Raw genomic sequence first — 19,489 nt, forward strand, 5'->3', positions numbered from 1 at the left:
GGATGAGGCGACCGGAGCGGGGCGCCGTCGTCCGGCGGGCGCCGGTGGTCGTCGTCGTGCTGGCCAGCCTGGCGCTGCCGCCCGCGCTGACCAGCAAGCAACTCTCCGTGTTCATTCTGCTCGGCCTCGCCGTGCTGGTCACCCTGGGCCTGTCGCTGCTGATGGGGTACGCGGGGCAGGTCTCGCTGGGCCAGGCGTCGTTCTCCTGCATCGGCGGATACACCGCGGGGCTGCTGTCGGTGCACGGCGTGCCGTCGGTGGCGGGGCTGCTCGCCGCCCCGGTCGTCGCCGCGCTGTTCGCGGGGGTGGTCGGGATTCCGCTGCTCCGGCTGCGTGGCCACGCGCTCGCCTTCGCCACGCTGGCGATGCAGCTGATCCTGCTCTCGCTGCTCAGCCAGGCCGACTGGGCGGGCGGCGCGATCGGGCTACAGGGCGTACCCCGGTTGTCGATCGGCGGACTGGAACTCGCCGAGGACCTCTCCTACGCGTACCTGACCTGGTTCGCGGTGGCCGTGGCGATGGTCCTCGCGCACAACATCATCACCTCCCGGGCCGGCCGGGGACTCCGCGCCCTGGCCAGCAGCGAGAGCGCGGCGGCGGCCTGCGGCGTACCGGTCGGCCGGTACCGGTTGGCGGTCTTCGCGCTCTCCGCGGCGATCGCCGGGCTCGCCGGGGGGATCTACGCCTTCTACGTCGGCTACCTCTCCCCCGGCTCGTTCCCGGTCCTGATGTCGATCGAGTACGTGGTGATGGCGGTCGTCGGCGGCCTCGGCACGCTCTGGGGGCCGGTCCTCGGCGCGACCGGGATGGTGCTGCTGGTCCAGGTCCTCAACACCCTCGGCACCCGGCCCGGGATGCCCAGCTACGCGCCGAGTGTGCTCCAGTACGCGGTCTACGCCGGCCTGCTGGTGCTCGTCCTGCTGTTGCTGCCTCGGGGCATCGTGCCGGCGCTGCGGGACCTCGGGCCGATGTCGCGCCGTGCCGTCGCGGATCGCCGTGCCGTTGCGGCGTCCGGAGTTCCGGACCGGGTAGGTGAGAATGCGTAACGAAGGGGTCGGATCCTGGGCCACCCGCCGGGCCCGGATGTCCCCGAACCGGGTGGCGGTGGTCCACGACGATCGCGAGTGGACGTACGCCGCGGTGGCCGACCGGGCGAACCGGGCCGCACACGCGCTGCGGAGCCTCGGCGTACGCCCCGGTGACCGGGTCGGCTACCTCGGGCCGAACCATCCGACGTTCCTGGAGGCGTTCTTCGGCACCGGGCAGTTGGGCGCGGTCTTCGTCCCGTTGAACATCCGGCTCGCCGCTCCGGAACTGGCCTTCATCCTCGCCGACTGCGGTGTCGACGTCCTCATCTACGCACCCGGGCAGAGTGCCGTGGTCGCGGCCCTGCGCGAACTCGTCGCGCTGCGGCACACCGTCGCGTTGGAACCCTGCGGCGACGACCCCGACTACGCCACCCTGCTCGACCGGGCCGCGTCGGACCCGCTCGACGAGCCGGTGCCGCTCGACGAGACGGGTGTGGTGCTGTACACCTCGGGCACCACCGGGCGCCCGAAGGGGGTCCGGCTGAGCCACGGCAATCTGGCCTGGAACAGCTTCAACATGCTCATCGACGTCGACCTCGCTGCCGACGAGGTGACGCTGGTGACCGCGCCGATGTTCCACGTCGCGGCGCTCAACCAGACGGTGCTGCCCACCTTCCTCAAGGGCGGCCGGTCGGTGCTGGTTCCGGCGTTCGACCCGTCCACCGCCCTGGACCTGATCGAACGACACCGGGTGACGTTCATGTTCGGGGTGCCGAGCATGTTCGCGGCGATCGCCGCCGCACCCGGCTGGTCCGACGCCGACCTCTCCTGCGTGCGTTCCATGATCTGCGGCGGTGCGCCGGTTCCGGAGCCGTTGATCCGGACCTACCAGCGGCGTGGCCTCACGTTCATGCAGGGGTACGGGATGACCGAGACCTCGCCCGGGGCGCTCTTCCTGCGGGCCGCGGACAGCGGTGACCACGCCGGCTCGGCCGGTACCCCGGTCTTCTTCTCCGACGTACGGCTCCGGGACGCCACCGGTGCCGAGGTGCCGCCGGGCGTGCACGGCGAGATCGTGGTGCACGGCCCGAACGTGATGACCGGGTACTGGGGGCGCGCCGCGGAGACCGCCGAGGTGCTCTCGGCGGACGGCTGGTTCCGCTCCGGCGATCTCGCCGTCGTCGACGCGGACGGCTACTTCCACATCCGCGACCGGGTCGGGGACATGTTCATCTCCGGCGGCGAGAACGTCTATCCCGCCGAGGTCGAGGAGGCGCTGTCCCGGCATCCGGCGGTCGCCGAGTGCGCGGTGATCGGCGTCGACGACGAACGCTGGGGCGAGGTGGGCCGGGCGATCGTCGTGCCCCGGCCCGGGATGACGGTCGATCCGGCGGAGCTGTTGGCATCGCTCGACGGCCGGATCGCCCGCTACAAGATCCCGAAGTCGGTGGTGTACGTCGACTCCCTGCCCCGGACCGGGTCGGGCAAGGTACTGAAGACCCAGCTCCGCCGGGCCCACGCCGGCACCGGGGACTCCGCCGGCCCGGCGTGGTGGCGAACCGGCCGCCCGCCCGAGCCCGGGGCGGGCGCGACGGAGACGGCGGAGACGGCGGAGACGGCGGAGGTCAGCCGGCTGGATCGGGGCTGATCCGGAAGGTCGCCCGTTCGCGATCCACCCGGCGGTTTCCGGGTCGGCCGATCGTCAACCGCCCGTTGCCGTCGTGGGTAACGTACGCGTCCGCGTCGTCGGAGAGCCGCAGCGACGTCGCCCGCCGGTCGGCGAGCCCACGCACCTGTACGAAGCTCGCCGCGCCCGCGTACGCGTCGCTGTCCTCGTACGGGTCGATGCGTAGTGACGTGCCGTCGACCCGGGCGTACCGGTCCGGGAAGTTGACGGACTGGAGTGCCACCCGCCCCGCGCCGGAGAACCCGGGCACGAGCCGGAACTGCGAATCGGCGACCTCGCGGACGTCGCCCTCCACCCTCAGCAGGTACCCGAAGTGCCGTACGTGGGCATCGGGCGCGTCCATCGGGGACAGCCGCAGCACGGTTCCGCCGTCCCCGACCGGTACCCCGAAGCTGGGCGTACCGTCGGCATTCCAGTACAGCCGCTGCACCCGGGTGTGCCGGTTCGGGTCGAAGAGCGGGTCGCCGGTGATGTCGCGGTAGTCCCGGGCGTGGTAGACCAGCACGTCGGTCTCGCCATCCTCGGCGACGGTGAACGAGTTGTGCCCGGGGCCGTACCGGCGGGTGTTCTCGTTCGTGCCGAACACCGGCTGCGGCGACTTCGTCCAGGAGCGGGCGTCCAGCAGGTCGGCGTTCTCGTCGGCGGTGAGCAGCCCCATGCAGTACCGGTGGTCCGTGGCGCTGGCCGAGAAGGTGACGAAGACCCGCCCGTTGCGGATGATCACCGCCGGGCCCTCGTTGACCCGGAAGCCCTGCACCTCCCAGGACAGGGTCGGTACGGCGATCCGGACCGGGTCGCCCTTGATCGCCAGCGGGGACGCCATCTCGGCGATGTAGAGGTTGCTGTTCGTGGCGATGCCCGGCTCGCTCTGCGCCCAGACGAAGTATCGGACGTCCCGGTGCGTGAACGTCGTCGCGTCGAGGGTGAACGTGTCCCAGGCCGTGGTCACCTGACCGCGCAGCTCCCAGGCGTCCGCCCGTGGGTCGGCGGCGGCGGACTCCAGGACGTACGTCCGGATCCGGAACGGCTGGTCGGAGTCGCCGGCGGCGAAGTAGATGTACCAGCGCCCGTCGATGCGGTGCAGCTCCGGTGCCCAGATGTAGCCGCCCATCCGGCCCGAGGTCGGACGCCGCCAGACGGTACGCTCCCGCGCGCTCGCCAGACCGTCGAGCGTCGACGCGCCGCGCACGACGATCCGGTCGTATTCCGGCACCGAGCCGGTCAGGTAGTACATCCCGGCCACCGGCCTGGTGATGAACGGGTCCGCGCGCTGCTCGACCAGCGGGTTCCGGCTGGTGACGGCGATGCCGTCGGAGTCGGACCGCCGGTCGGTGGCCCGGTCCGGGGGCCCGTCCGGGGCAGGTGCCGCCCACGCCCCGCTGGCGGACGCCAGCGGCAGGACGCCGGCCGTCCCGGCGGCGAGCAGTCCCCCACCGGCGTGCAGCAGTCCGCGTCGGCTGAGCTTGTCGGATGTCACGGCGTCGTCCTCTCTGTGGCGCCGATCCGGATGAACGTCACGGAGTACGCCGGGAAGGTGTGACTGAAGGTGTTCCGTACGCCGGTCAGCCGCGACGTCCGGGGCTGGATCGGCGTGAAGGAGGCGGTGTTGACGTCGTCCGGCCCACCCTGCAACGTCGTCACCTGCGCGGTGGACGAGACCCGGACCTGCGTTCCGAGGTCGATCCGGGTCCGGGCGTCGGCGGCTTGGGCGTTGACGACCTTCAGCACCAGCTCTCCGGTGGCCCGGTCCCGGGTGACGACCTGACGGAACGGCTCGGCGACCCTGTCGTCGGTGAAGCTGCCCCACTCCTGCCCGTCCAGGAACAGGGTCACCTGCCGTCCCCGTACCTGGATCCGCAGGTCGTAGGCCTGCCCGGTCTCGATCGTGCCCGGCTTGGAGATCATCTGCTGCTTGGCGCCGCCGGTGGCCTTCTCGACCGCCGAGACCGTGTTGCCCCAGCCACCGAGGTTCCACCAGTAGTAGTTGCCGGTGCTCTGGACACCGAACGCGACCAGGAATCCCTCCTGGCCGGACCGCTTGGTCGCGGTGACCCGCAGGTCGTAGTCGCGCCAGCCCGGGTCGCCGGCGGTGACCATCGTGTCCTCGGCGGCCGCGTCGGACTGCACGTAGGCGCCGTCCACCACCGACCAGGAGCCCCGACCGCTGCTGTGGGTCCAGTTCGAGGCGCCTGCGGAGAAGTCGTCCCGGAGCAGCGTGGTCCCGTCGGCGGAGGTGACGACGACGTCGTCGTACGCCGCGCTGGTGGCCCAGGTGGAGAGGCCGACCGCGCCGGTGATCGGCACCGTCGTGGTGGGCGTTCCCGAGGCGCGGCTCGGCACCACCTCGTCGCCGACGTTGGTCATGAACAGTTTCTGCACCTCGTAGCTTGCCGACCCCCACGAGGCGTGGTTGTTGAACCAGATCATGTCGGGGCGCCACTGCACGTAGTCCTCGTTCGCCAGCAGCGGGGCGTAGGAGGCGAGCTTCACGATGTCGGCGTTGCGTTCCAGCCCCGTCATGTAGGCCGCCTCGGTCAACGCGTTGTAGAACCGGTTGTCCTGCGAGGCGTACTCCCCGAGGAACACCTTCGGCCCGGCCCGGTCGTACGCGTCGTACCGCTCGTTGTTCTGGAGGAACCACTCCGGGCTGTTGTAGTAGTGCTCGTCGACCATCTCGACCCCGGCCGCGCGGTTGAGCTCCCAGAGCCGGTCGAAGGTGCCGCCCGCGTCGTCCGGGCCCGAGTTGCTGACCACCGTGATGTCCGGGTGGGCCGCCTCGATGGCGGTCCGGAACTGCCGGAACCGCTCGAAGAAGGCGTCCGGCAGGTTCTCCTCGTTGCCCACCCCGAGGTGGGTCAGCCCGAACGGCTCCGGGTGCCCCATCCGGGCCCGGAGGCCGCCCCACTGCGACGAGGCGGGTCCGTTGGCGAACTCGATCAGGTCCAGGGTGTCCTGGATGTGCCGGCGCAGCAGCTCCGGGTCGTCGGTGGCGCGGTTCTGGCCGCAGCCGGTGACCAGCGCGGGTACGACGGGCAGCGCCATCGCCCCGATGTCCTCGGCGAACTGGAAGTACTCGTAGTAGCCGATCCCGTAGGACTGGTTGTAGCCCCAGAAGTTGGCGTTCGTCGCCCGCTCCTCGACCGGTCCGACGGTGTCCTTCCACTGGTAGGACCGCCGGCGTTCCCAGTCCGGTGCGGTGTACCCGTAGTGGCTGCCGGTGTTGACCAGGCAGCCGCCGGGGAAGCGCAGGAAGCCCGGCCGCAGCGCGGCGATCTTCTCCGCGAGGTCCCGGCGCATCCCGTTCGGCCGCCCCTTGAAGGTGTCCCGGGGGAACAGCGAGACCATGTCCAGGCGTACGGTGCCGCCACCGGCGCCGGTCACGGAGAGCCGACCGGTGGTGCTGGAGCCGGTGGCCCGGAACGTGCCGGTGTACTTCGTCCAACCGTCGCCGCGCAGCGTGATCCGCAGCGGGCTGGCGAGCGCGGCGCCGGCCGGATCCGTGATCCGCACGGTCAGCGGTGTTCCGGCGGTCACGTCGGTACGCGCCCAGACGGAGAAGTCGTAGCTGCGCTGACGCTCGACCCGGATACCGGAGTTGTAGCCCGCGTTGATGACGCCGTACCCCCCGCCACCAGCGGGCAGGTCCAACCGCAGGTAGCGGCGGTTGCGCTCGTTCAGCCGCCCGGCGTCGTCGACGACGGCGGCCGTACCCCGGACCCCGTCCGGCGCCGTCGGCGCCCAGGCCGTCATCCCGGTGTACGCGGCGTTGTCCGCCGGGTCGTACTCGAAGGACCGGTTCTGCACCAGTTCGGCGTACAACCCGCCGTCGGCGGCCCGGTTGATGTCCTCGTAGAACACCCCGTACATGCTGTCGGCGATCGCCGGACCGGTGTCGGCGGCGGCGACGTCGACGGTGTAGTCGGTGGTGGCGACCCTCGGGGTTGCGGCGGAGGCGGTCGGGACGGCGACCAGGGTGCCGGACAGCACCAGGACACACGCGAGCCCGAGCCTCGGGCGTGATCGGGACATGGGTCCTCCTCCGGTTGCCGCTCGGGGTGTCAGCGCCCGGTCCTGGAGGGCATCGGGAGCACCCCTTGTCGGCCCGACACTCCACCTTCCGCCCACCGACGGATAATCGGCGTCAGTGGATGAGCGTTAACATAGATAGATCGACATCGGGTGTCAACCCAAGTAGCCAGCGGCGCATCTCTATCGCTAATGATGGTTAGCGCTCACATGACGATCTCAGATCGGGAGTTCGTCCGGCGCGGCGAACCGCGCCACGTAGCGGTGTTGCCACGGCGTCTCGACCGCACCGGCGGCGTAGTGCCGGCGCACGAACGACACCGCCTCGTCGGCGGGGACGCCGTCGAGGACGGCCAGACACGCCAGGGCGGTGCCGGTCCGTCCCCGGCCACCGCCGCAGGCGATCTCCACCCGGTCGTCGGCCGCCCGCTGCCAGGCCTCCCACAGGATCGTCCTGGCCTGCGCCCGGTCGCTGGGCAGCCGGAAGTCGGGCCAGCGCAGCCACCTGCTCTCCCACGGCGTCTCCGGAGGTCTCCGGCCGAGCAGGTACACCGCGAAGGTCGGCGTGGGTCCGGGCGGAAGCGGTCGACGCAGACCACGGCCCCGGACCAGCCGACCCGACGGCAGGGCGAGCACACCGGTATCGGTCGGCGTCCAGGTCTGGTTCACGGGGTGAGCCTACGCGGCCACGATCGCAGTGGTCAGGATTCGTCAATCCGCGACAAAGGACTCCGAATCTCCGGTCGGGTCGTAGCGCTGGTACGTCGGGTCAGGCCGGCGTACCCCTGACCTTCAGGTCACGCATCCGGCCGACGTTGTCGAACGAGCCGAAGCCGACCCGGCCCGACCCGAACGTCGTGTCCACCGCCGTCATCAGCGGATCCTTGGACCGGTCGAGGTAGACAGCGATCTCACCGGTCGCGGGCAGGTGCACCAGCCGTACGTCGTGCCACCTGGCGTCGGTGATCGCCGGTGGCGCCCCGCGCAAACCGTTCCACTGGTGCTCGATCCGCTCCCGGTCGGCGTTGTTCACCTTGAAGATGCCGTTGTGCGGATAGATCGTGTTGTCCGTCGACAGGTGGGCGTAGTAGAACTCCGTGTCGGAGCGGTAGCCGAAGACGATGATCACATCCCGGTTGGTGACCTCGACCGGAGTGTCGAGCCGTACCTCGGCGGTCACCTCCACCGCACCGAACTGCGGCCCGGAGGTCAGTACGGCGTACTCGAACGGCCGGCGCGGACCCGGGCGCTGCTCACCCGCCTCGGCGAGGATCACCTGCTCGCCGGTGAACCGCCACTTGTCTGAGGTGACCGGCCGCCAGTTGGTCGGACGCATCGGCTGGCGGGCCCGGGTGTCGCCGACGGCACCGCTGGCGAAGGTCCGGGTGCCGGTGACCTTCCAGATCTTGCCGTTCGACTTCGCCGACAGGTAGAGCTCACCCTCGGCGTCGACGCCGAACCGCAGGTCCACCCGGTTGGGGTCGCCGGGCGCACCCGGCCCGGAGAGGTCCTGCATCCGTACCTTCCGGCCGGTGCTGTCGAGGAGCATCAGCTGGTAGAGCGGTGCCAGGGCCCGGCCCCGCCGCATCTGGCTGGCCTCGGTGTAGAACACCCGGCCGTCGACGAGGTCGCCGAAGACGTACTTGCCACGCAGCGCCGGCACGTCGTCGCCCCGGTAGACGAAGCCGCCGGCGACCGCGACCCCGACGTCCGAGGTGCAGTCCCAGGTGGGCGGCGGGTCGTGGTCGTAGGCGGCCACCGGGTACGTGTAGCCGTACTGCGCGTCGTCGGCCGGCAGCGGCAGGATCCGGTCGCACGGGTTGGACGCCGTCTTGTCGAAGACGAACGCGCCCTCCCGCTCGCTCCAGCCGAGGTTGTCGCCGGCCCGTACCTCGTAGATCGCCTCGATGGCGTGCTCACCGATGTGTCCGAGATACATCCGGTTGCCCTGACCCGGATCCCAGCTGAACCGGTGTGGGTCGCGCATGCCGAGGGCGTAGATCTCGCCGAGGGCGCCCGGGTCCCCGACGAACGGGTTCGACTGCGGCACGCCGTACTTCCCGTTGGCGGAGTTGGTGCCGCGTGGATCGATCCGGAGGATCTTGCCGTGCGGCATCGCCATGTTCTGCGGGTCGGTGTTGCGGACCCCGATGCCACCGTCGCCCACTGCCGCGTAGAGGAACCCGTAGTCGGCGTCGTTCCGGTCGGCGGTGGGGTTGAAGTCGATCTGCTGGATGCCGTGCACCCGACCCGCGAAGCCGATCCGCAGCACCTCGCGACGGCTGCCGGCGAAGGTGTCGGCCGCCGGATCGGTCGCGGTCCACTCGGTGATGATGCCGTGGAAGAGCGTCCCGGCCTGCGCGAAGTCCGGCGTCTCGGTCACCTGGGACGCCTGCTCGGTGTGCACCGTGTAGAACCGGCCGTTGCGCGCGAAGTCGGGGTGGAAGGTGACGAACCCGAAGCCCTGCCCGAGCCCCTGGCCGGAGAAGAACTCCGGCGCGAAGGTGGCGCCGACGTCGAGGTAGACGTGTGGGTCACCGTTCTCGACGAGGTAGAGCCGGCCGTTGAGGTCCGGTACGGCCTGCCGGCCGGAGCCGTCGGGCAGTTCGACGATGGCGTTGATCCGGGCGTGCCGCATCAGCCGTACGTCGGTGGGGGCCGGGGTCGGTTCCGACTTCGGGAATGCCGCGTACTCCTCGAGCACGAGGCCGAGGCCGGACTGGATCGGGGGTTGGGGTACCGGGTCGTAGATCGGGTCGGCCTGGGCCGGCGAGGCGACCAGGGCGGACAGGACGAGGGCGGCGGCCGTGAGCGAGGCCGTCGCGACGGAGCCGCGAACTGCACGGGCGGGGGTGCGCACGAGTGTCACTCCATCCTCTCGGGAGGCGGATTCGACGGAACGGTCGGTAGCGTCGGTGGGACAGTCGGTAGCGGTCAGCGGGACGGGTGGTCGTGAGGTCAGCGTCGGCCGGTCTGGTAGCGGTACTGCGCCGCGACGAGGTGCGCCGGGACGACGCGGTCGAGGAACATCAGGGAGTCCATCCGGCAGTCGCACGGATTCTGCTCCCGGGTGTCCTGCGGGAAGCTGCCACCGATCTTGATGCCCCGGGGATCGGTGGCCGTCGTACGGTGCCTCCCCGGGCCGGCGACCAGCCACGGGTCGCCGCTGGCGGTGTAGAAGCCGTCGACTGCCCGGCCGTTGCGGTAGAGCGCCATGTCGCCGTCGTCGAAGTCGAAGGTGGCGGCGAGATGGACCCACTCGCCGACCGGCAGCAGCCGCCGCCAGTCCTCACTGGCCGCGAACGTCTGGGAGTCGCCGCCGTCCAGCCGCCGGCCCAGCGCGACGAGTCGCAGTTCGCCGTCGACGTTGATGAGTTCCAGCAGCGCGCGCACGCCGTGCCCGTCGGAGTCACCGGTCAGTACGCCGGCCAGCCCGATCGCGTTGAACCGGTCGTCCGGGCCGGGCGTGTTGGAGTTGGGCGCCGGACCGTCGCCCAGCATCTTGAACCAGCCCATCACCGTGGTGCCGGTGGCGGCGTTGAAGGCCCCGAGGCTGGGCACCCCGGTCGAGGAGTAGACGCCGGCCTTCCAGTCGTCGTTGCCGGCCACCGTCGGGTCGACCTGCCTGGTTTGCAGAGCCCGGCCGCTGCCCCGGTACGCGCGATCCGGAACCCGCATCGCGGTGCCGCCGTTGACCAGGTCGATCGTGGTGCCGGACCGGCCCTGGTCCCGCTCCCGGGCGGGATCGCCCCAGACCGGGTGGTCGAAGTCGTAGTGGGCGACGAGACCGTGGCGTAGGGACGGGTGGACGTCGCGGGGGCGGTTACCGTGCCCCCACGCTGGCGGCGCCGCAACGCTCGTCGCCACCACCGCTGCCAGCAGGGCGGCGGTGGCGACGAGAGGGCGTCTGGCTCTCGACATCGCGTACACCTTTCTGTGCGTCGCGACGATCCGGCGCCACGGGCGCTTCCGTCAGGCACTGCCATCGCCGCGCAGAACTATGTGGTTGTACCGCTGGTGCCGTTCTCATCCACCTGGTGTCGCCACGTCCGGGGCCGCCGCCCCGCCGGTGGCCGTCGGCTCGGCGGGACGGCCGCCGAGGTAGAGCTCGCCGAGCTGCGGGTCGGCCAGCAACTGTGCCGCCGGCCCGGAGATGTGCACGCGCCCGAGGTCGAGCACGCAGCCGAGGTCGGCGGTCTGCAGCGCCCGCCGGGCGTTCTGCTCCACCAGCAGTACGGCGGTGCCGGCGTCACGCATCCGGACGACCTGCTCGAACACGGTGCTCGTCGCCTTCGGGTCCAGACCCATGGACGGCTCGTCGAGGAGTACGACCTTCGGGTCGACCATCAGCGACCGGGCGAACTCGACCTGCTTCTGCTGGCCGCCGGAGAGCAGCCCGGCCAGCGTTCGCCACCGGTCGGCGACAACCGGGAAGAGGTCCCGGACGAACGCCGTCCGCTCGGCCACCACCGCCTTGTCCCTGATGGTGTACCCGCCGAGGAGCACGTTCTCGGCCACCGTCATCTCGCGGAAGACGCTGTGCCCCTGGAGCACGTGCGCGACGCCCGCGGCCAGCATCTGTTGCGGGCCCTGGCCGGTGACGTCGACGCCGCCGACGAGGATCCGGCCGGACCGGGGCTTGAGCAGCCCGCTGGCGACCTTGAGCACGGTCGACTTGCCGGCGCCGTTCGGACCCACCAGGCAGACGATGGTCCCGGGCTCGACCGACACGGAGAGCCCCCGCAGCACCGGGGCCGCCCGCCCGTAGCCGGCCTGGATGTCGACAAGTTCGATCTCAGACGCCAAGGTAGGCCCCCAGTACCCGCTCGTCGGACCGGATCACCGACGGCGGCCCCTCGGCGATCGGTCGGCCCCGGTCGAACACCACGATGTGGTCGCTGATGCTCATCACCAGCTCCATGTTGTGCTCGACGATGACGAAGGTCCGGCCCTCCGCGTTGAGTTCGCGGACCAGTGCGCCGATCCGGTCGAGGAGTGCCGGGTTGACGCCGCCGGCCGGCTCGTCGAGCAGCACCGTGTCCGGGTCGCTCATCAACACCCCGGCAAGCTCCAGCAGCTTCTGCTGGCCCCACGACATGTTCCGGGCCTCGACGTCCGCCAGGTGCTCGATGCCGAGCCGGGTCAGCCAGCCCCGGGCCCGGTCGACCTCGGTGCCGCGCCGGGCGCCCCGGAGCTGGGACCAGGGGCCGGTGGTCCGGGCCGCCGCGAGCACGTTGTCCAGCGCCGACATCCGGGGGAAGACCCGACAGAGCTGGAAGGTACGGCCGACGCCGGCCCGGGCTATCGCGTGCGGTGCCTTCCGGGTGATGTCCCGGTCCCGGTACGACGTCCGACCGCTGTCCGGCCGGATCATCCCGGTGACGCAGTTGAAGAAGGTCGTCTTGCCGGAGCCGTTCGGGCCGATCAGCGCGTTGACCCGACCGTGCTGGAACGCCACGGTCGCCGCGTCGAGCGCCAGCACGCCGCCGAACGCCTTCGTCAGCCCGACCGTCTCCAGGCTCCGCACCCCGGTCGTACCGTCGTCGTGGCCCCGTACCCCGGTCGTACCGTCGTCGCCCCGTATCCCGGTCATGCCGTCGTCCCGGTGCGTTCGCTCATCGGAGGGTCCTCCGTCGACTGTGGCGGCGGTCCGCCGCCGTCGCGATCCCGCAGCTCGGCGGCGGTGACCTCGCGGATCGAACTCTGGGTCGGCCGGAGGAACCGGTTGAACAGCGTGCCCACCGCCGGCAGGATCCCGTCCGGCATGAACATCACGACCAGCGCGAGCAGGACTCCGGTCGCCACCAGGTGCAGCGGGGTGTTGCCGAACTCCACCTTGAAGTATTCGAGCGCGATGCCGACGACGAGCGCCCCGACCAGCGGGCCGAACAGGTTGCGTACGCCGCCGAGCAGCGCCATCAGCACCATGTAGGAGCCGGTCAGGATGGAGAACTGGAAGACCGGATCGAGGTCGCCGAACCAGAGTGCGTAGAGGCCGCCGGCCAGTCCGGTGAAGCCCGCCGAGATGACGAACACCACCAGCTTGGCCGCGAAGGTCGCGGTACCGAGCGACTCCGCCTTGTCCTCGTCCTCCCGGATCGCCTTGAGCCCGAGGCCGAAGCGCGACCGGTCGATCAGCCACCAGGCGAGCAGCGCGACGGCGAGCAGCGCGGCGAACAGGTAGAAGAAGACCCGGTGGTGTTCGGGGCGGAGCAGGCCCGGGAACGGGCGGGGCACGACGAGGCCCCGTGACCCGCCGGTGAACGACGCCCAGCTCTGGAAGACCAGCAGCAGGATCAGGACCAGCGCGATCGACACGATGACGAACGAGGCGCCCCGGACCCGCAGCGCGGCGAAGCCGATCGGCACGGCGAGCGCCGCCACCAGCAGGGCGGCGGCGGCCAGCGCGACGAAGCTGGGCAGGCCGGCCTTGACCACGAACAGGCCGGTGGCGTACCCGCCGAGGCCGGCCAGCGCCCCGTGCCCGAGCGAGATGTAGCCGGTGAATCCGCCGACGAAGTTCCACGACGTCGACAGCACCGCGTAGTTCAGCACGACGATGCCGGCCGACAGGATGTACGGGTTGGGTGCCAGGGCCGGGAACGACAGCACCGCGGCGGCGAGGACCAGGATCGCGACCGCCTGGAGCAGCCGACCGAGCCGGGCCGGGCCACCCGCTGCCGGCGGAACCGGTGACGGCGGCACGGCCGGCGCGGTGCTACCCGTACCCGTGGACGTCGCCGGCGACGTCAGTGACTCAGAAGCGCTGGGCAAGCCGACCTCCGAAGAATCCCTGGGGCCGGAACGCAAGCGTCGCGAAGAGCGCGAGGTAGAAGATCGTCTGCGCCCACGTCGTACCCATCGGAATCTGCAACAGGCTCTGCATCAGCCCGAGCAGCATCGCGGCGATCGCGGCGCCCGGTACGCTGCCGAGGCCGCCGACCACGATGATCGCCATCAGCGGGCCGATCCAGTGCCAGTGCAGCGACGGGTAGATGGTGGTGTCGAGCGCCAGTGCCGTCCCACCGACGGCGGCGGTCGCCAGCCCGAGTCCGAAGCCGAAGCCGGCGACCCGGTCGGTGTCGATCCCGACCAGCCGCGCGGCGTCCGGATGCTGAATGGTGGCCCGGAGCGCCCAGCCGAACGTCGTCTTCTTCATCAGGAGGTAGAGCGTCAGCAGCGCGACGCCGGCCAGCGCGAACGCGATCAGCTTGACCACCGCTATCCGGGCGCCGAAGAGGCCGAAGCTGGCGGTGCCGTAGCCGAGTTGGATCCGCCGCTGGGTACCGGTGAAGGCGTAGCCGAGCAGGCCCTCGATGACCACCGCGATCGCGAAGGTGAGCAGCACCGACATCATCGTGAGGGTCACCGGACGCAACCGGGCGAGCAGCAGGCGTTGCAGCACCACCCCCACGCCGAAGAAGAGCGGCACGGTGACGATCATCGACAGCAGCGGGTCGACGCCGAGCCGGGCATGGGACCACCAGGCAAGGTAGGCGGCGAGGATGAGGAACGCCGAGTGGGCGATCATCACCACCCGCATGATGCCGAAGTAGAGCGTCAAACCCGCCGCCAGGAGGGCGTAGAGCCCTCCCAGCAGCAGGCCCAGGATGACGCTCTGGAAAAGCAGGGCGCCGGACGGCATCGCGCTACCTCACCAGGCCGGCTTCGGGTAGACGATGTTGGTCTCCTTCGCCTCGGCCGGCAGGACGATCTGGATCTGCCCACCGACCCATTGCTGGATCATGTGCGCGCCCTGGGGCTTGCCGGTGGCGTCCCAGGTGAGCGGCCCGACCACGGTCTCGACCTTGTTGCCCCGGACCCAGTCGACCAGCTTCTTCTGGCAGTCACCCTGCTCGGCGCAGCCGACCGCGGTGACGGCCGCGGCGACGACCTGACCCGTGGTGTACGCGTTCGCCTCGTCCTCCTCCGGTGCCGAGCCGAACTGGGCGGTGTACTTCTCGACGAACTCGACGTTGCTCGGGTACGGCGCCTTCTGCGTGTAGCCGGTCGGCGAGAGGATGCCCTCGGTCTTGTTGCCGATCGCGGCGGCGAACTCCGGGCTCGTCGGCGCGGTCGAGAACGCGGCGAGCTTGGGCTGGTAGTCGAGCTGTTGCAGGGCGACGATCAGGTTCACGCCGTCCTGGTACTGCGAGCCGCCCACCACCATGTCGGCCTTGGCGGCCGCGATCTTCGCCGCGATGCTGCCGAAGTCGGTGGTGTTCGGCGGGTAGACCTCGTTGACGACGGTACGGACGCCGCCCGCCTCGAGCTTCGCCTTGAGCCCGTACGCGGTGCCCTGGGCGAACGGGTCGTCCATCGCCGCGTACGCCACGGTGGTCGGGCGCTGGCCCGCCGGCAGCGCCAGCAGGTACTCGGCGAGGTGGTTGTAGTGGTCGTTGGCCACGGCCGGAGCCGCATAGAACAGGTTCTTGAATCCCTGTTGGAAGACCTCGTTCGCCGCGCCGGCCGGCTCGACGAACAACATGCCGTACTCCTCGGCGACCCGGGCCGCCGGGACCACCAGGCGGGTCGAGAACGGCCCCACCACGATGTCGACATTGTCCTTGCCGATCAACTGTTCGTAGTCGGCGACCACCCGGTCGGCATTGGACTGGTCGTCGAGGATCTTCAGCTCGATCTGCCGGCCGAGCACTCCACCCTTGTCGTTCGTGATCTTCGCCCAGGCCTCGTAGCCGCGCTGCACGCCCTTGCCGGGCTCGGAGAAGTCTCCGGTCAGCGGCAGCGAGATCCCGACGACGATCGGATCGTCGGTGGAGCCCGACCCGCCGTCGTCGCCACTACATCCGGCCAGCGCGAGTGCTATCGCCGCGCCGAAGGCCGTTGCCCATCGCGTGCGTGTCGCTCGGGATGTCATCGCTGACGCTCCTCTGCCGCAGGTAACGAAAGCGCTTACGTAAGCGCTTTCGTACCTTAGGCTGTGGCCTACGTCACTGGCAATAGTTACGCCAACGGTCGTTCATGTTTCCCGGGAGTTACCGATGCCCAAGCCTGGCCCGAGGTTGCGCCTGGTCGACGTCGCCGAGCGGGCCGGTGTGTCGCTGGCGACCGCGTCCCGGGCGCTGGCCGGGCGGGAGGGAGTCAGCGAGGAGGTCGCCAACCGGGTACGTCTGGTCTCGCAGGAACTCGGCTACGTCGCGAACCCGTACGCCCGGACCCTGGCCGGTGGCGCCAGCTCGACCGTGGGACTCGTGGTCCACCAGGTCGACGACCCGTACTTCTCCGAGATCGCCGGTGGCGTCATCCAGGTCGCCGGCGAACAGGGCCTGCTGGTGCAGATCTGTCACTCGGGCCGCGACCCCGACCACGAACTGCGGCAGCTACGGCACCTCATCGCCCAGCGGGTCGGGATCATCCTGATCGCCGGCTCCGGGTACGCCGACCCACGGGTCGAGGCGCAGGCCAGGCACGAACTGTCGGCGTACCAGAGCCTCGGCGGCCGGGTCGCGGTCATCGGCCGGCACTTCCTCGGCGTCGACGCCGTACTGCCCGACAACACCGCCGGCGGACGGGCGCTCGGCGAACACCTGCTGGGGCTGGGACACCGGCGGATCGCGATCGCGGCGGCCACCGGCGGACTCACCACCGTTCTCGACCGGCTGGCCGGAGTGGCGGACGCGCTGCGCCGGCACGGGCTGGCCATCGAGGACCTGCCGGTCGTCCGGGCCGACTTCACCCGCGACGGCGGGCAGATCGCCGCCGAGCAGATCCTGCGGGAACACCCCGACACCACCGCGATCATCGCACTGAACGACTCGATGGCGATCGGGGTGCTCTCGACGCTGCGGGCGCACCGGATCGGCGTACCGGACCGGATCTCGGTGGTCGGCTTCAACGACGTCTCGGTGGCCGCCGACCTCGCGCCGAGCCTGACGACGATCCGGCTACCGATGACGGACATGGGCCGGATGGTGCTGGACCTGGCCCTCAAGCCGCGCTCGAAGCGGCCCCGGCGCAGGTCCACCGGACACAACCTGGTGGTACGCGACTCGACCGGACCCGCGCGCCCCGCATCCGCACCCTGAACCCGCATCGGGCTGGACCGGCTTCGTCGAGTTGATCTACAGGCGTGGATTGCTCGCTCCAAAGTGTATTGCTAACCTTTACTCGTGGCATACGTCAACCTAGACAGCGCTGGGACCCTCCACACCGAGGAGGAGTGGTCCTCTCTCGAAAGGATCGGGACCGTCATCCGCTACCCGGTGGGCAGCATCCTGGTCGGCGAGGGTGAGGCGACCGACTTCGTGCTCCTGATCCGGACCGGGCACGTGAAGGTCGTGTCCGGAACCCCACGACGCATCGTCGGCATCAGGCGCCCCGGCGAGATGGTGGGCGAGATGGCCTCCATCCGGATGAAGCCGCGTTCGGCCAGCGTGTTCGCGTTGAGCGATGTCGAGGCGCTGTTCCTGTCGGCCGACCGGTGGAGGACCTTCCTGCTCCAGCATCCACGCGCCGTCCTGGCGCAGCTCTACGCCACGGAGGAGCGACTCGCCGAGGCCACGCAGAAGAGCGTCGAGTCTCTGCTGGGCGCCGAGCGCAAGCTCGCCAAGGCCATCCTCGAACTCGATGCCAGAGGGTTGGGGGCCGTCAGCGAGCAGGGGACGTTGCTGCGGTTCAGCCAGCAGGATCTGGCGGACATCGCCGGGGTCTCTCTCGACTCGGCGAAACAGGTGATCCGGGCGATGAAACGCGCGAATGCCGTGAACACGGGCCGCCAGGCCATCACCATCGTCGACCGGCAGGCCATTTCGGACATCGCGGACGCGAAGACGACGAGTCTCGGTGAGCGGGTACCTCGCCCCGACGACCGGTCGGACGCCGGAACACCATAAGGAGTCGCTGTGCACGCTGCCCCAGTCGTAGCCGACCTGGTCGAACACCCGCTGCTACGCCGTCTGGTCTCACTCGGGTTCGACGACCGCGACTTCGCGATTTTCGGGAGTGGGCCGATGCTCGCTCGGGGCCTTCGCCGGGACATCGGTGACCTGGACGTCGTGGCCAGGAGGGCGGCGTGGGAGCACGCCTGCGCCATCGGCGAGCCTCGGGTGGGACCCGTCAGCGGCGACCGTGCCATGCACTTCTGGGGCGGCCGGATCGAGGTGTACGCCCGATGGATCGCACCGCTGCTCGACACCGACGAGCTCATCGACGGCGCGGACGTGATCGAGGGCCTCAGGTTCGTCCGGCTGGAGCACGTCCTCGCCTACAAGCGTGCGCTGGGGCGCCCGAAGGATCTGGCCGACATCCGTGTCCTGGAGGGGTTGCACCAGTTGCGGACGCGTACCGCCACGGTCCGCCGGCTGGTGCCCGCCATCGCGTGACCGTCACTGCGGGAGGAAGCTCATGATGCACGCCGGAGGGATCGCAGTGCGCTCCCCACACCTCCAGGAGATCCTTGCCGGAGGCGGGATCGGTGTCGAGGACTGGCCGACGTTCGTCCCGGGCGCCGTCGGCGTACTCGGCATCGTGGTCGCCGTGATCGTCGCCTGGCGGCAGCGGGTCATCCAACTCCGCGACCGGGCCGCCGAGCGCGAGCAGGAGGAGGCGCGTCGTGTCGAGCGCGAGGCGCACGAGGCGAGGATCGCGCGGCGGGAGATGTGGCGCGCGGAGTACCAGCAGATTCGTACTCTTCTCGAAAACGGCGAAGTGCTCGCGTACCAGGTGCGCAACAACGGCCCGTTCACGGCTCGCGGGCTCGCGGCCCTCGACGTCGCGACCTTCCGGATGAACGCCGAGCGGTTGGCCGCCCGAGGGGTGGAGCAGTTGCGCGGTCCGCTGCTCGGTTTGGGCAGGCTCGCCGACGAGCTCGCGCGGTGTGCCGTCCCCGAGGAGGAGGCCGTGGTGGCCGGCTACGCACGAGGTCAGGTCCCGGACGAGTGGGGGCTGCACCGGGTGCAGCGGCTGGCTGTCGGGCAGGACCGCACGGCACGCGAGCTGGCCGAGCAGGTTGCCGCCGCCTGGCAGGTGCTTCGCGCCGAGTGGGGCAACTGAACCGGTAGGCGCTGACGTCCGGTTCCGTCGGCATGACGCACGGTCGCCGGAGGGTGCCAGTCGGGGAGGGCCCGGCTCGCGGTCGTACACTGGCGCGGTGACTGCACCAGCTTCCGGCTCCGTTGACGCGGTTGCCGGGCACGGTTCACGCGACGTCGCGTTTCCGGTCTGGGTCCTGGCGGGGCCCACGCTCGCCGCGTGGTTGGGCGCGTCCCTGCTCACCATCACCGTCGGTCCGCAGTGGACGTCGATGCGCCTGGACATGCAGCTGTCGGCGCTGGCGGTGGTCTGGGTCTTCCTCGCCTACCTGCTGCCGGCGCTGGCGACGGCAGCAGTCGGATTCCTGGTCGGCGGGCGCTGGCCGACCGCCCTCGTGCTCCCCGGGATCAGCCTGCTGGTCCTCGGGGCGTTGCTGACCACGTTCAGCCCCGGCGGTGCTCTGCTGCTGGTCGCGCGGGCGGTCACCGGCCTCGGCGCCGGCCTGGCCTGGGGTGTGACGGCGGCCCTGGTCCGGCAGCAGCCGGCCGGGCGGAACCGGACGTCGTGGGCGATCATCACGGGGACCGTCCTGGCGCTGGTGGTGGGACCACTGTTCGGCGCGTTGGTGTCGATGGCGATGAGCTGGCGCCTGCCGCTGCTGGCCGCCGTGCCGGTCGCGGGGGTCGCCTTCCTGGCCGCTGCGGTGAGCGGGATCGCGCTGCTCGTGTCGGGCGATGCCGGGAATCGGGCGCGCTGA

At 70.6% G+C, this 19,489-nt stretch carries 17 protein-coding genes; 7 read left to right on the forward strand and 10 right to left on the reverse strand.

Annotation, left to right across the window (positions count from 1 at the left end):
- Nucleotides 1-2 precede the first annotated feature (2 nt).
- A complete protein-coding gene (locus ACFP2T_RS09255; RefSeq protein WP_377419700.1) occupies nucleotides 3-1,046 on the forward strand; it encodes a branched-chain amino acid ABC transporter permease in 1,044 nt (347 codons plus the stop codon).
- Nucleotides 1,039-2,676, forward strand: a complete 1,638-nt coding sequence (locus ACFP2T_RS09260) for an acyl-CoA synthetase (protein ID WP_377419702.1) — start codon at nucleotides 1,039-1,041, stop codon at nucleotides 2,674-2,676. Before ACFP2T_RS09255 ends, ACFP2T_RS09260 begins: the two co-directional genes overlap by 8 nt.
- On the opposite strand, the gene ACFP2T_RS09265 is transcribed toward ACFP2T_RS09260, so the two are convergent.
- From ACFP2T_RS09265 to ACFP2T_RS09310, 10 genes are all read right to left on the reverse strand, one after another.
- Nucleotides 2,654-4,192 (reverse strand): family 43 glycosylhydrolase, encoded by a 1,539-nt coding sequence (locus ACFP2T_RS09265; protein WP_377419703.1) that lies wholly within the window; start codon nucleotides 4,190-4,192, stop codon nucleotides 2,654-2,656. The genes ACFP2T_RS09260 and ACFP2T_RS09265 overlap by 23 nt on opposite strands.
- Nucleotides 4,189-6,744 carry an alpha-L-arabinofuranosidase C-terminal domain-containing protein gene (locus ACFP2T_RS09270; RefSeq protein WP_377419705.1) on the reverse strand — a complete coding sequence of 852 codons (2,556 nt, stop codon included), beginning with the start codon at nucleotides 6,742-6,744 and terminating at the stop codon, nucleotides 4,189-4,191. The genes ACFP2T_RS09265 and ACFP2T_RS09270 overlap by 4 nt, the downstream gene beginning before the upstream one ends.
- A 216-nt stretch (nucleotides 6,745-6,960) precedes the next feature.
- A complete protein-coding gene (locus tag ACFP2T_RS09275; RefSeq protein WP_377419706.1) occupies nucleotides 6,961-7,410 on the reverse strand; it encodes a protein-tyrosine phosphatase family protein in 450 nt (149 codons plus the stop codon).
- A 100-nt stretch (nucleotides 7,411-7,510) separates the two neighbouring features.
- Nucleotides 7,511-9,601 carry a PQQ-dependent sugar dehydrogenase gene (locus ACFP2T_RS09280; protein ID WP_377419708.1) on the reverse strand — a complete coding sequence of 697 codons (2,091 nt, stop codon included), beginning with the start codon at nucleotides 9,599-9,601 and terminating at the stop codon, nucleotides 7,511-7,513.
- A gap of 98 nt (nucleotides 9,602-9,699) precedes the next feature.
- On the reverse strand, nucleotides 9,700-10,662 hold the full coding sequence (locus ACFP2T_RS09285) for a hypothetical protein (protein ID WP_377419710.1): 963 nt from the start codon (nucleotides 10,660-10,662) through the stop codon (nucleotides 9,700-9,702).
- 105 nt (nucleotides 10,663-10,767) lie between these two features.
- Nucleotides 10,768-11,547 (reverse strand): ABC transporter ATP-binding protein, encoded by a 780-nt coding sequence (locus tag ACFP2T_RS09290; RefSeq protein ID WP_377419712.1) that lies wholly within the window; start codon nucleotides 11,545-11,547, stop codon nucleotides 10,768-10,770.
- Complete coding sequence (locus ACFP2T_RS09295; RefSeq protein ID WP_377419714.1) at nucleotides 11,537-12,334, reverse strand: ABC transporter ATP-binding protein; 798 nt, start codon at nucleotides 12,332-12,334, stop codon at nucleotides 11,537-11,539. Before ACFP2T_RS09295 ends, ACFP2T_RS09290 begins: the two co-directional genes overlap by 11 nt.
- A complete protein-coding gene (locus ACFP2T_RS09300; RefSeq protein WP_377419715.1) occupies nucleotides 12,331-13,515 on the reverse strand; it encodes a branched-chain amino acid ABC transporter permease in 1,185 nt (394 codons plus the stop codon). Before ACFP2T_RS09300 ends, ACFP2T_RS09295 begins: the two co-directional genes overlap by 4 nt.
- Entirely contained in the window at nucleotides 13,499-14,386 is an 888-nt protein-coding gene (locus ACFP2T_RS09305) for a branched-chain amino acid ABC transporter permease (RefSeq protein ID WP_192770657.1), read from the reverse strand. The genes ACFP2T_RS09300 and ACFP2T_RS09305 overlap by 17 nt, the downstream gene beginning before the upstream one ends.
- A gap of 9 nt (nucleotides 14,387-14,395) precedes the next feature.
- Nucleotides 14,396-15,619, reverse strand: coding sequence for an amino acid ABC transporter substrate-binding protein (locus tag ACFP2T_RS09310; RefSeq protein ID WP_377419717.1), 1,224 nt, complete (start codon nucleotides 15,617-15,619; stop codon nucleotides 14,396-14,398).
- Nucleotides 15,620-15,743: 124 nt separating this feature from the next.
- Between ACFP2T_RS09310 and ACFP2T_RS09315 the strand changes: the two genes are divergently transcribed.
- The 5 genes from ACFP2T_RS09315 to ACFP2T_RS09335 all read left to right on the forward strand — a co-directional run bounded on the left by ACFP2T_RS09315 (nucleotide 15,744) and on the right by ACFP2T_RS09335 (nucleotide 19,489).
- On the forward strand, nucleotides 15,744-16,787 hold the full coding sequence (locus tag ACFP2T_RS09315; protein WP_377419719.1) for a LacI family DNA-binding transcriptional regulator: 1,044 nt from the start codon (nucleotides 15,744-15,746) through the stop codon (nucleotides 16,785-16,787).
- 84 nt (nucleotides 16,788-16,871) lie between these two features.
- On the forward strand, nucleotides 16,872-17,594 hold the full coding sequence (locus ACFP2T_RS09320) for a Crp/Fnr family transcriptional regulator (RefSeq protein WP_377419721.1): 723 nt from the start codon (nucleotides 16,872-16,874) through the stop codon (nucleotides 17,592-17,594).
- A gap of 9 nt (nucleotides 17,595-17,603) precedes the next feature.
- The gene (locus ACFP2T_RS09325) at nucleotides 17,604-18,083 is read left to right on the forward strand and encodes a hypothetical protein (RefSeq protein WP_377419723.1); all 480 of its coding nucleotides are present in this window, start codon (nucleotides 17,604-17,606) and stop codon (nucleotides 18,081-18,083) included.
- Between the two features lie 22 nt (nucleotides 18,084-18,105).
- Nucleotides 18,106-18,753, forward strand: a complete 648-nt coding sequence (locus ACFP2T_RS09330; protein ID WP_377419725.1) for a hypothetical protein — start codon at nucleotides 18,106-18,108, stop codon at nucleotides 18,751-18,753.
- Between the two features lie 97 nt (nucleotides 18,754-18,850).
- A complete protein-coding gene (locus ACFP2T_RS09335) occupies nucleotides 18,851-19,489 on the forward strand; it encodes a hypothetical protein (protein ID WP_377419727.1) in 639 nt (212 codons plus the stop codon).

The sequence above is a fragment of the Plantactinospora solaniradicis genome, from assembly GCF_042658085.1.
GTDB lineage: Bacteria > Actinomycetota > Actinomycetes > Mycobacteriales > Micromonosporaceae > Plantactinospora > Plantactinospora solaniradicis.